At 48.9% G+C, this 13,856-nt stretch carries 17 protein-coding genes; 14 read left to right on the top strand and 3 right to left on the bottom strand.

Features of this window, described 5'->3' with window-relative positions; all coding sequences use genetic code 11:
* Positions 1–9: 9 nt before the first annotated feature.
* The 8 genes from ACZ5R2_RS01430 (at position 10) to ACZ5R2_RS01395 (ending at position 6,336) form a co-directional block, all read left to right on the top strand.
* Complete coding sequence (locus ACZ5R2_RS01430) at positions 10–1,011, top strand: ArsJ-associated glyceraldehyde-3-phosphate dehydrogenase (RefSeq protein WP_464900467.1); 1,002 nt, start codon at positions 10–12, stop codon at positions 1,009–1,011.
* An 11-nt stretch (positions 1,012–1,022) separates the two neighbouring features.
* Positions 1,023–1,511, top strand: coding sequence for a cyclin-dependent kinase inhibitor 3 family protein (locus tag ACZ5R2_RS01425; protein ID WP_464900466.1), 489 nt, complete (start codon positions 1,023–1,025; stop codon positions 1,509–1,511).
* Between the two features lie 69 nt (positions 1,512–1,580).
* Positions 1,581–2,801, top strand: a complete 1,221-nt coding sequence (gene arsJ / locus ACZ5R2_RS01420; protein ID WP_464900465.1) for an organoarsenical effux MFS transporter ArsJ — start codon at positions 1,581–1,583, stop codon at positions 2,799–2,801.
* A 108-nt stretch (positions 2,802–2,909) separates the two neighbouring features.
* Positions 2,910–3,923 carry an acyltransferase gene (locus tag ACZ5R2_RS01415; protein ID WP_464900464.1) on the top strand — a complete coding sequence of 338 codons (1,014 nt, stop codon included), beginning with the start codon at positions 2,910–2,912 and terminating at the stop codon, positions 3,921–3,923.
* 241 nt (positions 3,924–4,164) lie between these two features.
* Positions 4,165–4,530 (top strand): DUF4145 domain-containing protein, encoded by a 366-nt coding sequence (locus ACZ5R2_RS01410; RefSeq protein WP_464900463.1) that lies wholly within the window; start codon positions 4,165–4,167, stop codon positions 4,528–4,530.
* Between the two features lie 183 nt (positions 4,531–4,713).
* The gene (locus tag ACZ5R2_RS01405) at positions 4,714–5,334 is read left to right on the top strand and encodes a lysoplasmalogenase family protein (RefSeq protein WP_464900462.1); all 621 of its coding nucleotides are present in this window, start codon (positions 4,714–4,716) and stop codon (positions 5,332–5,334) included.
* Positions 5,335–5,430: 96 nt separating this feature from the next.
* Positions 5,431–5,715, top strand: coding sequence for a YecH family metal-binding protein (locus tag ACZ5R2_RS01400; protein WP_464919421.1), 285 nt, complete (start codon positions 5,431–5,433; stop codon positions 5,713–5,715).
* 33 nt (positions 5,716–5,748) lie between these two features.
* Positions 5,749–6,336 carry a MarC family protein gene (locus tag ACZ5R2_RS01395; RefSeq protein ID WP_438461147.1) on the top strand — a complete coding sequence of 196 codons (588 nt, stop codon included), beginning with the start codon at positions 5,749–5,751 and terminating at the stop codon, positions 6,334–6,336.
* A 72-nt stretch (positions 6,337–6,408) separates the two neighbouring features.
* Here ACZ5R2_RS01395 and ACZ5R2_RS01390 read toward each other — a convergent pair whose 3' ends face one another.
* Complete coding sequence (locus ACZ5R2_RS01390; RefSeq protein WP_464900460.1) at positions 6,409–6,702, bottom strand: DUF1145 domain-containing protein; 294 nt, start codon at positions 6,700–6,702, stop codon at positions 6,409–6,411.
* Positions 6,699–7,301 (bottom strand): 16S rRNA (guanine(966)-N(2))-methyltransferase RsmD, encoded by a 603-nt coding sequence (rsmD, locus tag ACZ5R2_RS01385; protein WP_464900459.1) that lies wholly within the window; start codon positions 7,299–7,301, stop codon positions 6,699–6,701. The genes ACZ5R2_RS01390 and rsmD overlap by 4 nt, the downstream gene beginning before the upstream one ends.
* 337 nt (positions 7,302–7,638) lie before the next feature.
* Between rsmD and ftsY the strand changes: the two genes are divergently transcribed.
* From ftsY to glpG, 6 genes are all read left to right on the top strand, one after another.
* Positions 7,639–8,835 (top strand): signal recognition particle-docking protein FtsY, encoded by a 1,197-nt coding sequence (gene ftsY, locus ACZ5R2_RS01380; protein ID WP_464900458.1) that lies wholly within the window; start codon positions 7,639–7,641, stop codon positions 8,833–8,835.
* 49 nt (positions 8,836–8,884) lie between these two features.
* Entirely contained in the window at positions 8,885–9,559 is a 675-nt protein-coding gene (gene ftsE, locus ACZ5R2_RS01375; protein WP_438461143.1) for a cell division ATP-binding protein FtsE, read from the top strand.
* On the top strand, positions 9,549–10,529 hold the full coding sequence (ftsX, locus tag ACZ5R2_RS01370) for a permease-like cell division protein FtsX (protein ID WP_464900457.1): 981 nt from the start codon (positions 9,549–9,551) through the stop codon (positions 10,527–10,529). Before ftsE ends, ftsX begins: the two co-directional genes overlap by 11 nt.
* Positions 10,530–10,675: 146 nt before the next feature.
* Positions 10,676–11,533, top strand: coding sequence for an RNA polymerase sigma factor RpoH (gene rpoH, locus ACZ5R2_RS01365; protein ID WP_464900456.1), 858 nt, complete (start codon positions 10,676–10,678; stop codon positions 11,531–11,533).
* Positions 11,534–12,096: 563 nt separating this feature from the next.
* The gene (glpE, locus tag ACZ5R2_RS01360) at positions 12,097–12,420 is read left to right on the top strand and encodes a thiosulfate sulfurtransferase GlpE (protein ID WP_464900455.1); all 324 of its coding nucleotides are present in this window, start codon (positions 12,097–12,099) and stop codon (positions 12,418–12,420) included.
* 1 nt (position 12,421) lies between these two features.
* On the top strand, positions 12,422–13,258 hold the full coding sequence (gene glpG, locus ACZ5R2_RS01355) for a rhomboid family intramembrane serine protease GlpG (RefSeq protein ID WP_464900454.1): 837 nt from the start codon (positions 12,422–12,424) through the stop codon (positions 13,256–13,258).
* Positions 13,259–13,396: 138 nt separating this feature from the next.
* Here glpG and ACZ5R2_RS01350 read toward each other — a convergent pair whose 3' ends face one another.
* Complete coding sequence (locus ACZ5R2_RS01350; RefSeq protein ID WP_464900453.1) at positions 13,397–13,804, bottom strand: flagellar basal body-associated protein FliL; 408 nt, start codon at positions 13,802–13,804, stop codon at positions 13,397–13,399.
* Positions 13,805–13,856 lie beyond the last annotated feature (52 nt).

Below are 13,856 nucleotides of genomic sequence, written 5' to 3'. Positions count from 1 at the left end.
GAATGAGTGATGACAATTAAAGTCGGAATTAATGGTTTTGGCCGCATCGGTCGTCTGGCACTGCGTGCTGCTTTTGATTGGGAAGAGCTTGAGTTTGTTCTGATCAATGATGTTGCTGGTGACACCAATACACTGGCGCACCTACTGGAGTTCGATTCAGTACAGGGCCGCTGGCACCATGAAGTGACCACTGACGGCGATGAGATGATCATCAATGGCCAGCGCGTGAAAACCACACAAGAGCGCAACATTGAGGCGATTGACTGGTCTGGTTGTGATGTTGTGATTGAGTCAACCGGCGTTCATCGCAAAACAGAATTCTTGAACAAATACCTAGAGCAGGGCGTAAAGCGCGTTGTGGTATCGGCGCCAGTTAAAGAAGACGGTATTGCGAACATTGTTGTCGGTGTTAACGATGAAATCTTTGACCCAGCTGTGCACAAAATTGTCACTGCTGCGTCTTGTACAACCAACTGTATCGCACCAGTTGTGAAGGTTATCCACGAGAAACTGGGCATCGAGCAGTCGTCTTTCACTACGATTCACGATTTGACCAACACGCAAACCATCCTAGATGCACCGCATAAGGATCTACGTCGTGCTCGTGCTTGTGGTATGAGCCTGATCCCGACTACGACCGGTTCAGCGAAAGCGATTGTTGAGATCTTCCCTGAGCTTGAAGGCAAGATCAACGGTCACGCGGTGCGCGTACCCCTAGCCAATGCATCGCTAACCGACATCATCTTTGATGTGAGCCGCGATACGACAGCAGAAGAGGTAAACGCACTACTTAAAGAAGCCTCTGAAGGTGAGCTAAAAGGCATTCTTGGCTTTGAAGAGCGTCCACTGGTTTCTATCGATTACAAAGGTGACCAACGCTCAACGATCGTTGATGCACTTTCGACCATGGTCGTTGGCGGCCGCATGGTGAAAGTCTACGCTTGGTACGATAACGAAATGGGTTACGCAACACGTACAGCAGAGCTGGTACGTAAAGTTGGTCTAGCATAAGGAACGCAACAATGACACATCCAACATGGCAACTTGATCTCGACACAGGCGCACTGATTCTGACTCCTTGTCCAGGAACTAAAGAGGCAGATCTAGACAGCTCGCTAGCACAGCTGAAGGAGCAAGGTGTTGAGGCGATTGTGACCGCACTTGATGACGCCGAGCTGGCAAGCAAAGACGTTGCCGCTCTTGGTGAAAAAGCGCAGGCACTAGGCATGCAGTGGTTCCAAATCGAGATTGAAGATGACTGCGCTCCAGGAGCAGACTTCACTGCAAAATGGCAAGCGGCAAGCCCTGCTCTGCATTCAGTTGTTGATAACGGTGGCAAAGTGGCGATGCACTGCATGGGCGGCTCGGGTCGCACTGGCCTTCTGGCTGCGTACCTACTGCTTGAGAAAAACTGGTCACTAGACACTATCATCGAACAGGTTAAGGCACTGCGCCCAGGTGCATTTTCTAAGCCAGTTCAAGTTGACTACATTCAATCTGTAGCTAACTAATCTTACCTTTAAGAGCTTTTGGGTTGCTATGATCCAAAAGCTCTCTTCGCTCCTATTCGGTCGTTGATTATGATTGCTCAACTCGATAAAAGTATTCGCCAATACATCCTGGTTACCTTTAATTATTGGAACTTCACCCTTACCGACGGCGCGCTGCGTATGCTGGTGGTGCTGTACTTCCATGATCTTGGCTACAGCTCATTGGCGATCGCCTCGCTGTTCCTTTTCTACGAATTTTTTGGTGTCGTCACTAACCTAATTGGCGGTTGGCTTGGCGCGCGTCTGGGTCTGAATAAGACCATGAACATTGGTCTTGGCATGCAGATATTCGCCCTCGCCATGCTTGCCGTGCCGAGTGCGTGGTTGACCATCCCTTGGGTCATGGCAGCGCAGGCTCTGTCTGGTATTGCTAAAGATCTCAACAAAATGAGCGCTAAGAGTTCGATTAAATCCCTAGTACCGGATGAGCAGCAAGGCTCTTTGTACAAGTGGATTGCGATCTTAACAGGTTCGAAAAATGCACTGAAAGGCGCAGGCTTCTTCCTGGGCGGTGCGCTTTTGATGGCGTTTGGTTTCCAAACGGCTGTGGCAATGATGGCCGCGGTACTGGCGGTTGTGCTGGTGGGGAGCTTGATCTTCCTTGAGAGTGACCTTGGCAAGGCGAAAACCAAGCCGAAGTTTAGCCAGATTTTTTCTAAGTCAGAGTCAATCAACATCCTGTCAGCGGCGCGTATGTTCTTGTTTGGCGCGCGTGATGTGTGGTTTGTGGTGGCGCTACCTATCTACCTTGGCAGTGTGTTTGGCTGGGATCACCTCTGGGTCGGTGGCTTCTTGGCCTTGTGGGTCATTGCTTACGGTTTTGTCCAAGGGGTTGCACCGCGCATCACGGGCAAGGCCGATGGCCGAGTGCCTAACGGTGGCGCAGCGCTGTTTTGGGCGGTGCTGCTTGCGGTGGTGACCGGCTTGATCGCACTAGGGGTTCAATACGAGTGGCACCCTCAGTTTGTTATCGTTGTGGGCCTGCTGATCTTTGGTGCTATCTTCGCCGTTAACTCATCTCTGCATTCTTACTTGATCGTGAGTTATGCCAAGGGTGATGGTGTATCACTGGATGTCGGCTTCTATTACATGGCGAATGCCATGGGGCGTTTGATTGGTACCGTACTGTCTGGATGGGTATTCCAGATGGCGGGTTTGGCCGCCTGTTTGTGGGTTTCTTTCGCCTTCTTGATCTTAACTGCGTTAATCTCGATTAAGCTGCCGCGAGTACGACCAGTCGCGACCGCATAGCGTCGATCGATTAAAGATAAATAAAGCTGACACAAGCCTAGCTTGGTCAGCTTTTTTTTTGTTGCTATAGTCACTGCAAATAAATAATTCAACGGCTTAGGTTTACCCATGCGACAACGAGTTCTGTGTTTTGATTTAATGCGCTGCGTCGCCGCGATTGCGGTGATTGCGATCCACGTGCTCGCTCCCTATCGCCACGAGTTGCATGCTATCCCTTTCGACCAGTGGTTCACCGCGATTACGGTTAATGGCCTAAGTCGCTGGGCAGTTCCCGTGTTTATCTTGATTTCTGGTGCGTTAATGCTCAGTGACACGCGGCCATTTGATCTGGGTTATTACGTCAAGCGGCGCCTCGGTAAGGTATTCATCCCCTTTGTGGTATGGTCGCTGTTTTACGCCATGCTGGCCGGGTGGAGTGCCCAAGGTTACGACTCACAAGTCACTACTGGGGTGCTTGTTAGTAGTTTGACTCACGCTACTTATTATCATTTGGGCTTTTTCTACTACTTCATTCCACTCTATTTTGTTATCCCACTGTTCCAGTGGGGGCTGCGCCAGTATGGCGAGTCCTTTCTGGTGTCTTATGTTGCTCTGTGGGGGCTGACCAGTTTACTGTTTTTACTGCGTATAGAAGGTCCATGGAGCAACGAGCTGTGGTTATTTAGTGGCTATTTACCTCTGGGGTATCTGCTGTTTAGCCAACTTAAACTTAGTGCAAGGAATGTTGTGGTTTTGAGTGCATTGGGCACAGTATCGTTGCTTCTGACCGTCGCGATGGTGGTTTCTCTCAGCTTGACGTATGGCGAGTACGCGTTTGAGCGATGGCTATCCTACAAAACCCTTAATGTTGTGTTAGCGGCAAGTATGGTCTTTGTGGTCTGCCGATATTTCGGCGAGGGTTTGTCCCCGCGCGTGCAGAGAGCGGTTAGCCTTATTAGTCGCTATAGCCTGGGGATCTATATTCTTCATCCTATCTTCCTCTGGCCAATGAAAGAGTATGGTTGGTATCAAGGTCATCCTCTGTGGGTGATACCGGTATGGGTAGTGCTCAGTGGCGCCGGGGCACTGGTTGTCAGTTGGTGCATGGCGCGATCTAGATGGACTCGTTGGCTCCTGCCCTAGCAAATCACAGCAACGGCATCTTGAGGTTACTTGGGTATAGAGAATATTACTCACCAGGTTGATCAATAGAAGCGCTTAGGAGACATTTCGTGTTATATATCTATCTGACAATAAACAAATATTGTTGAAATGTTACCCATGGATACTGGGTGAAGCACACAGTTATCAACAAAAATACTCGAATTCTTCAGATAGCTGGTGAAAAATTAAGGAATGGACAACATGGGTGAGGGAGGTTGCTATGTCTGATATTGAGAATGTGGTTATCCGCACTCGACGACTGGAAAAACTGCTACGTGTGCAATACCACGCTGAAGGCCGAGGTTTGCATCAACTGATCACGAGTTGTGAGGAGCGCCTGCCACACGATGTGATTGGCAAGTTGCGTTTTATCGCCACGATTCGCAATAAGGTTGTTCATGAAGAGGACTTCGCCTTTGATGAGATTGATGACTTCTTCAAAACTTGTGATAGCTGCGAGCAAGAGTTGACCCCGCGCAGTGAGCGTTTTATTTGGCGTGCTGCTCTTTGGCTGATGGCGCTGTTCACTTTGCTGGCGTTGGTGTTTAACTATCTGCACTGGGATGTTTTTGAGCGCTTGTTATAACTCAGTCCTCACCCTATCAAGTCAACCAACCAACTTTTCACTGTTCACGGTATCCGAACTGCTCAGCTATCCGTCAAGATTAAGTCAATTTGAACTATAAAGGTCGAAGTTTTCAATGCCATCGCTGGACTTAAGGTCTACTCTTTCTACACTAGCGGTCTGATTGAATATTAGGTGGTTGCTATGTGGTTCTGGTTTACATTTGCGCTATCGGGCTTGGTTGGCAATGATGCAGCGCTGGAACGCAAGGTCACCCGAGCAATTGCCTTCAAGGCATTTGCTTATACCTGCCTAGTCTATGCTTTGTTGCAAGCCAGTGTTGGGGAGAGCTTTATTGGGCTAGTGGCGATAGTCGGTGTCTTAACCAGTTTGGTCGCTGATATATTGCTGTTTGTCCAGCAGCGTTTTCGCCTTAGTTTTGTGTTGATCACCGGAGCCCTTCTACTCTACGGTTGGGCGCTTTGGCTGCGAGTGGGGACGCCGAGTTTGTCATGGCTACCTGCTTTGTTGTTTGCGCTGGCGATCGTATTGTTTTTACTCTTCCTGCCTCACTTAGGCCGATCCTGGATACCTGCCGCCGCGATTACTCTGACATCGATACAGCTTGCATGGGCCGCTATTGAGTGGTGGATGATGAGCTCTCAAATTGCAACAGTGTTAGGGGTTATCGGGGTCTTTCTCATCCCAATCGTCGCTATTTTGCTTGGCTTACAACATACGAAAAATGTCCTTTGGCGTGAGCCCCGCGTGAGCGCGGCTATCTATTTGCTTGCCAATGGTTTGATTATCGCTTCTCTCTTGTAAGGGCATCACAAATGAATTTCTGATCGGTTACTCGCTTCACGGTAGGTTCATTATTACCTTTAAGGTAAGATGTGCGCGAAATTAGTGGAGGAAGCTATGTCTCGAGAAACTATGTCCCAAGAAATCGTGTGTCAAAAAAAAATGTCTAAAGAAGTTCATGCTCATAAGATCCTGAATCAATTACGCGAACAGCCGATGTCACGTGAGGCCCTACAGCAGTGGGTTGAACACAGCTTCGGCAATCAAGTTCAATTCCGTACCTGTAAGCTAAATGGCTTTAGTTTGGATGAGCTATTAGCCTTTTTCTATCAGCGCAGCAAAGTGATTGAGATTGATGGGCGGTTGCACATCAATGAAGCCAATGTGTGTCGCCACCATTAATCCCTTTTCTTTAATTTAGACCCGAGAACAACCATGGATCTTATCGCCGCCACCACCATGTTATTTTTAATCATCGACCCATTTGGCAATCTGCCGGTATGGACTTCGGTGCTACGTCACCTACCCAAATCAAGACGGGTGGTCGTACTATGGCGAGAGCTTGTTATCGCCCTGATCATTATGATGACCTTCCTTTGGTCGGGCGAATCGATCCTGAACTTCTTAAGCCTGAGTCCACAAGCGGTGTCGATCAGTGGTGCGCTTATCCTGCTGATTGTGAGTCTTAAGATGATTTTTCCTTCTCCGAGTTCACCGATCGTGGCCGCGGGTGAAGAGCCGTTTATTGTGCCTCTTGCCACGCCAATGTTGGCAGGCTCAAGCCTACTGGCTACCTTGATCCTGCTCGCTCAGCAAGACACGGAACGAATGTTTGAGTGGTCACTGTCGGTATTTATTGCTTGGTTTATCTCCGCTCTGATCTTAGCTGGGGGAGAGTACATCGAAAAATTGGTGGGTGAGAAGTTCCTTAAGGCTATCGAGCGCTTGATGGGGATGCTACTGCTGATGATCGCTGTACAGATGTTTATGAACGGGATTGAGATCTTTTTACAGAATATCTGACGGCTAAAGCTTGTGCTGTACGCATTGGGATAGAGTGAGCGAGTCTTGAGGGCTCGCTCATTTTCAATATAACTACTTTGAGGCTGAGGGCATGCTCAACACAGCGGCATACTTGTACTTAATGCCAAGAAGGCCAAACACGCCAAAGATAAAGATCGCTAACTTGTCAGCAAGAGTCAGGCTGACGCGTTTTGATAGCGCTGTGATGAAAATCGCCGATTGCATCGCATGCATCAACACCATAAACCCTAATATGACATACAGCATCAGCGCCAGTTTTTCTGGGTAGGGATAAACAAAGTTGCTAAGTAAAACGCCCCATACCGCCAGGAACAACCCCTTCGCTGCTAAGATTAACCATTTCATGACACGACTTCCCGCTGATAAAGTTTGAATGCCACTTGGCCTGCTTGCTTCTCTCGATGCAGTGACCAAGAGGCTGGTGTATTGGCGATGTTGAGTGACTTCTCTGTCTCGAGGTAGATCATGGCATCGTTACTCAGCCAGCCATTACTCTCGAGTAGGGACAAACACTCATCAACCAAGCCTTGGTGGAACGGAGGGTCAATAAAAACCACATCGTGCGGTGTGCCAGGCTGTTTGAGGTATGCAAGTGCGTCACCTTGAATAACGTCAATGTTATCAGCTTTTAGAGTCGCCACGTTGGTTTTGAGCTGCTGAAAGGCTTTGCTGTTGAGCTCGAGCATTGTCACACGTTCGGCCTGCCTTGATGCCGCTTCGAACCCAAGCCCGCCTGAGCCAGCAAAAACATCGAGGCATTTTGCGTGTGGGATATCTTGTGCCAGCCAGTTAAACACGGTCTCTTTGACCCGGTCCGTGGTGGGGCGTAACCCCTCGGCATCATGCACCGGAAGCTTTCGCCCACGCCACAGGCCGCTGATAATGCGAATAGAGCCCAAAGAAGCTTGTTTTTGTGATGAATTTTGCTGGCGTCGTCTTACCATAGATTTTTTGACCGCTAATTAAGTGTTACTATAACCAGTCGCTCAAGCTTTGTTCATCTTGAGCGCTAAAGTGCTGTTATCGGGTAAAGTGTACCTGTAAATCCTAGCAAAGAGTATGACTGGGCAAGGATTTCCGGCAGGGGCACTGACTATCAAAGGCCCGTAAGCACTCAACATTCAAACAGATTTAACCGTGATGGTCTAAAATCGCAGGCAAGTGGCGGTAGACCGCATCACGAGAGACCGACCACGTGTGACGACCTTTTACAGGACGAACCACGTGTGACGACCCATTGATTACACAACATTTAGAGATAGATCTAGGATATTCCCCAAAATGGCAGAGAAGAAAAAGCGCGGATTACTTTCTTGGTTAGGCTTTGGCGATGAAGAGCAGACACAGCCTGAGTCAGCAGTTGAAGAGGCCACTGCGCAGAGTGATGAGCCTGTAGAAGAGAGTGTTGCTGAACCAAGCCAAGATCTAGACACTGAAAAAGCAGAAGCAGAAGCAGAAGCAGAAGCAGAAGCAGAAGCAGAAGCAGAAGCAGAAGCAGAAGCAGAAATCGAACCTCAATCCGTTGCGATCCAAGAAGAGGTACAAGAGAAGCCGACGGAAAGCTTTTTTGCTCGTCTAAAACGCAGCCTAGCGCGCACGAAAGCGAATATCGGTGCAGGCTTCTTCGGCCTATTCAAAGGTAAAGAGATCGATGATGACTTGTTCGAAGAGCTTGAAGAGCAGCTACTGATGGCTGACGTGGGGATGGATACCACCCTTAAGATTATCGATAGCCTGACAGAAAAGGCATCTCGCCAAGACTTAAAAGATGGTGAAGCGCTGTATGGCCTGCTTAAGCAGGAGATGGCTGATATCTTGACCACGGTTGAAAAGCCGCTTGAGGTGGATACCAGCAAGAGTCCTTACGTGATTTTGATGGTCGGTGTGAATGGCGTTGGTAAAACCACCACCATTGGTAAGTTGGCTAAGCAGTTCCAAGCGCAAGGCAAGAAAGTCATGCTCGCGGCGGGTGATACCTTCCGCGCGGCGGCCGTTGAGCAGCTTCAGGTTTGGGGACAGCGAAATGATGTCCCTGTGATTGCTCAGCACACGGGCGCAGATAGTGCCTCTGTGATTTACGATGCAATTGAAGCGGCGAAAGCGCGAGGCGTTGATGTCGTGATTGCCGATACTGCCGGTCGTCTACAAAACAAGAGCAATCTGATGGAAGAGCTGCGTAAGATTGTGCGTGTAATGCAGAAAATCGATGGCAGTGCGCCGCATGAGATCATGTTGACGCTGGATGCGGGCACCGGACAAAACGCGATTAGCCAAGCTAAGCTGTTTTCGGACGTTGCGCCATTGACGGGTATTACGCTAACCAAGCTAGATGGAACGGCCAAGGGTGGGGTTATCTTTGCGTTGGCTGATCAGTTCCAGATCCCTATTCGTTATATCGGTGTGGGTGAGGGTATCGATGACCTGCGCCCATTTGAGACGCAAGAGTTTATTGATGCTCTGTTCAGTCGCGACGAGTAGCAGCCGTTTTCGTGCAATAACGGCTTTGCGCAATAAATAAGGATAGCCAGTGATTAAATTCCAGCAGGTCAGCAAGGCATATCGTGGCGGGCGTCAGGCGCTGCAAAAGGTCGACTTTCACTTGCAGCCCGGTGAAATGGCCTTTCTTGGTGGACATTCAGGAGCAGGTAAAAGCACACTGCTCAAGCTCATTTGTGCGCTTGAGCGTCCATCGGATGGCAAGGTGTGGTTTAACGGCCACGATATCTCGCGAATTTCCAATCGCGATATACCGTTTTTGCGCCGCCATATAGGCATTGTTTTTCAAGACCATCGCTTGTTGATGGATCGCAGTGTTTATGACAATGTCGCGCTGCCGATGCGTATCGAGTCCTATAATGAGGAAGAGATCAAACGCAGAGTGAGTGCTGCGCTGGATAAAGTGGGTTTGCTGGATAAAGCCCGCTGCTTACCAACACAGCTATCTGGTGGCGAGCAGCAGCGAGTGGGAATTGCCCGTGCTGTGGTAAACAGACCAACCGTCTTATTGGCCGATGAGCCTACGGGGAACCTTGACTCTGAGTTATCACAGCGCATTCTTGCTCTATTTGAGGAGTTTAACCGTGCGGGGGTGACCATCTTGGTTGCTACGCATGACGTAAACATCGTCAGCTCTCGACCGCAGTATCGGCGCTTAGAGTTAAACCAAGGCTTTTTAAGTGAGGTACATGATCATGGCGGCTAATCTGCGCAATAAGAGCTCGGTCAACAGCCGCTCAAAGCGGACCCCAAGCGCACGCACTCAGACGGATGGTTTTTTTAAAACCCACTACAAGCAGGCAAAGCAGGCGTGGCTGGGTCTCTGGCGCCGACCGCTTGGAAACCTACTCACCTTAGCGGTGATCTCTTTGGCTCTAGCGCTACCAGCGTGCCTCTATCTACTCGGGAAGAACATTGCGCTGGCATCCAATCAGGTTGTGACTAGTTCGCAAGTCAGTGCGTTTTTGCAAGAACAGTTGCCCGATGCTCGCGCGATGGTGATTAAAGATGAGATCGAAAGTTGGTCGATGGTTGAGGGGGTTGAGTACATCTCCTCTCAGCAAGGACTGGCTGACTTGAGTAATTATAGTGGCTTTGACCATGCGATTGAGCTGCTTGATGGCTTTTCTCTACCTGGAGTGTTTGTTGTTTCGCCTACGCTAGAGGATAGCGCCACTGTCGATGCCATTGTCGCGCGACTTCGTCAGCAGCAAGAAATTGCTGAAATTCGGGTCGATGAAGATTGGTTAAGTCGGCTTGAGGCGATTCGTCACCTTGCCAATGGCGTGATCACGGTGCTATCGGTATTGATGCTCAGTTCGGTCTTCTTGATTATTGGCAATACATTGCGTTTTAACGTGTTGGCCAACAAAGAAGAGATCCAGACCATGAAACTGATCGGTGCGACCGACAGCTTTATCTTGCGCCCCTATCTATATTCTGGTCTGTGGTATGGTTTTCTTGGAGCGCTGGCAGCATGGTTAGTCACTTTAGTCATCAGCTTTTCGCTGGATACTGCGGTTGAGAGTCTTGCTAGTTTGTATGACAGTCAATATCGCATTTTGGGGCTTAGCTGGGATGAATCCTTGCTGCTACTGATGTTAGGGATATTTATTGGTTGTATCGCAGCAAAATTATCCGCTCAGCGTCATCTAAAAGACATTGAACCTGTGTAATCTTTCTCGGTCTTAATTAACAGATCATTTTGCTCGGCTTGTTTTCGCCGATATATTGTGCATAATGATCAATCGCTCCTCAATTGCACTGGTGGAAACGTGTGCAAGTCAGGAGTTATTCATAGTCAACCTTGATGAGGAAATGAATGGCAACAACAGCATATCCAATGGCGGCAGTAACGCAAGATAGCTTAGACAGCTATATCCAGTCAGTGAACAGCTATCCAATGCTGACCGCAGACGAGGAGCGTGAGCTCGCTGAGCGATTGCACTACAAGGGCGAGATCGACGCGGCAAAAGGTTTGATCCTGTCGCATCTGCGATTCGTCGTTCACGTAGCTCGTGGTTATTCTGGCTATGGCCTGCCAATGGCAGACTTAGTTCAAGAAGGCAACATTGGTCTGATGAAGGCGGTGAAACGCTTTAACCCAGAAGTGGGTGTAAGACTGGTATCATTTGCAGTGCACTGGATCAAAGCAGAGATCCATGAGTATGTGTTGCGCAACTGGCGCATCGTCAAGATCGCGACCACCAAGGCGCAGCGTAAGCTGTTCTTCAACTTACGCAAGTCTAAAAAGCGTTTGGGGTGGTTTAATAATGGCGAAGTTGAGACGGTTGCTAAAGAGCTCGGTGTAGAGCCTTCTGAAGTCCGTGAGATGGAATCTCGTCTAGCTGCGCAAGATGCTGCCTTTGAGCTCACTGTGGATGATGATGATTCATCATCGGTTTCTACTGCACCAGTACTTTATCTTGAGGATAAGTCCTCTGATCTGGCCGATAACGTAGAAGCTGAGAACTGGGAATCGCACACCAACAATCGCCTTTCTGTGGCACTGGCGAGCCTAGATGAGCGCAGTCAGCACATTGTTCGCTCACGTTGGTTAGATGATCAGAAAGCCACTCTTCAGGATCTTGCTGATGCCTATGGCGTTTCGGCTGAGCGTATTCGCCAGCTAGAGAAGAATGCAATGAAGAAGCTGAAGTTGGCTGTTGGTGAGTTCTAGTCCCAGCCCAAATCAAATTTGAGAAGAGCGGCAAGGTTTAAACCTTGCCGTTTTTTTATGCCCGCCCAGCCCAGCAGCACGTCCACCATGGGCTTCTAAATTCTGTCAACACACCGAAATCCTTGTCTCTTGTAGAGCTTTATCAGCGCTCACTCCATGAGTGTGTTTTGTCGTAGTTTTGATCACATGAAGAGAGCGTCTTCTGTTGTCGATCTAGGATATCGATAAGAGATGATCGAAAAGTTGTTGTGGTGAGTATATTTAGCTGTGAATAACTTTGTGAGTTAATTATTTGATCATTGTAAAAAACTCGGTCATATCTAGCCTCAAAGGGTTTTGGGCACTGGGGATAAATTTTTGCTTAAGCACAGTTTAGTCATGATCATTACTATATATTGTGGATCATTTTTATTGATCATACCTTATCAACGCAATCCACAGATTTATCCACAGTAGGTGGTGTTTTCAGCAGTAGTGGATAAGATTAGTTGCGCAAACACTGTCCTTGCCTTTGGATAGTGTTAAACTGACGAGCGTTAACTGTTTGACGTGAAAGAGCACACATGGACCAATTTTTACATATTGATGTCGCCTCGGCGCAGCGTTTGATAGAAGATCGAAATGCGTTTCTTGTGGATATCCGTGACCCACAATCATTTTCTGTGTCACACCCAGTAAATGCATTTCATCTTACCAATGACAGCATGACCAGGTTTATGGAACAGGTGGAGTTTGATACCCCAATCTTGGTCATGTGTTACCACGGTATTAGTAGTCAGGGCGCCTCACAGTACTTGGTTAACCAGGGGTTTGATGAGGTCTATAGTATTGATGGTGGTTTTGAGGCATGGCATCGAGCCAACCTACCGACAGAGAGTATGTGTTGATATGCGTCGATTGATTGTTCTGTCCAACCCTAGGCAAGCTCAAGCTTTTATCGACTACATGGCAACACGCAAGGTAGAAGTCAACATGATGCCAGAGGGCGAGGGGATGTTCGCCCTCTGGCTCAGTGATGATTCTCAATTGATGTGGGTAGAGGAAGAGCTGCAGCAGTTTATGTCTGATCCTTATCATCAGCGCTACCAGGCGGCTTCATGGGAGGTTGCGGAAACTCGCCGCTCATCATTTCGCTACGCGACTCCGAGCATGATGAATATGCTCAAGGCTAAAGCTGGGCCAGTTACCCTAATCATTATGCTGATCTGTGGGGTAGTGTTTTTCGCCCAGCAGATGGGGCTTGGGCGCACTATTTTTGGCTTGCTTCATTTCCCCGCTTTTGAGGGGCAACAGCTTCAGCTATGGCGCTGGTTTACTCACGCTTTGTTGCATTTCTCGGTAATGCACGTGGCGTTCAATGCCCTGTGGTGGTGGCAGTTTGGCGGGGATGTCGAGCTGCAACTTGGCTCTCGGCCGCTACTCAAGCTCTTTTTCGTCAGTGCCGCGGTATCGGGAGCTGCTCAGTACTGGGCAGAGGGCGCCAATTTTGGCGGTTTGTCTGGGGTGGTCTATGCCTTGGTTGGCTATGTTTGGGTGCTGTCGAGCAAGGCGCCTCAACTTGGCGTCCATATGCCAAAACCCGTGTTTGTCTTTATGATTGTCTGGTTGATGCTCGGGTTTGTTCAGCCTTATATGGCGATTGCCAATGCGGCACATCTAGCGGGCCTAATCTGTGGATTAGCGATGGGGTTTGTTGAGCAAAGTCGCTATCAAAAACGGGCCTAGTCGCTTTTTCGGGCAGGGTGGAAAGCGAGATCAACTTCACTCAGTGAGCGCATACACTACTGCGGGCGTGCTCACTCCTCGCCCGTTTATCGATTTGTCCTGTTAACCCACAATGAATCCATTAATTTGGTGACAGCGTTATTGATAGAGGTATTTAGTAAACAACAGATCAGCCACAATGGGACGGCCCACCTCAGGCAGCAGAGTGTCGTTGATTTGAGTGGTGAGTGTCTGACGCAACTCTTCCCGACCAGGTAAAGACTTGATTGTGGCGTCGGTCTGTCTGCCGAGCGTTTCGAGAACGGTATCGCGGATCAAGGGTTGGTGCGTCTCAACAATTTTAAGATCCGATTGACTAGCCACCATCACATCAATCCGAATTTGCACATACCCAAGTTGGCGCCCTGAAGTGTGGAAGTTGGTGGTGACATCTGGTGTGAGGGTGAAATAAGCAAATTCGGTTTGATTTGCGGCCGCCGTCATTGGTACGCTCAAGAGCAGTGCAGCCAGGCTTGTCAGTATTGGGGTCACGTAACGTTTATACATAATTATCTCGGTTATTTCTGATAGGCCGGGTGACCTCGTAAGGCTAAGCTTG

It is taken from the genome of Vibrio sabulosilitoris (assembly GCF_055391395.1).
This window is presented reverse-complemented; position numbering and strand designations above follow the sequence as displayed.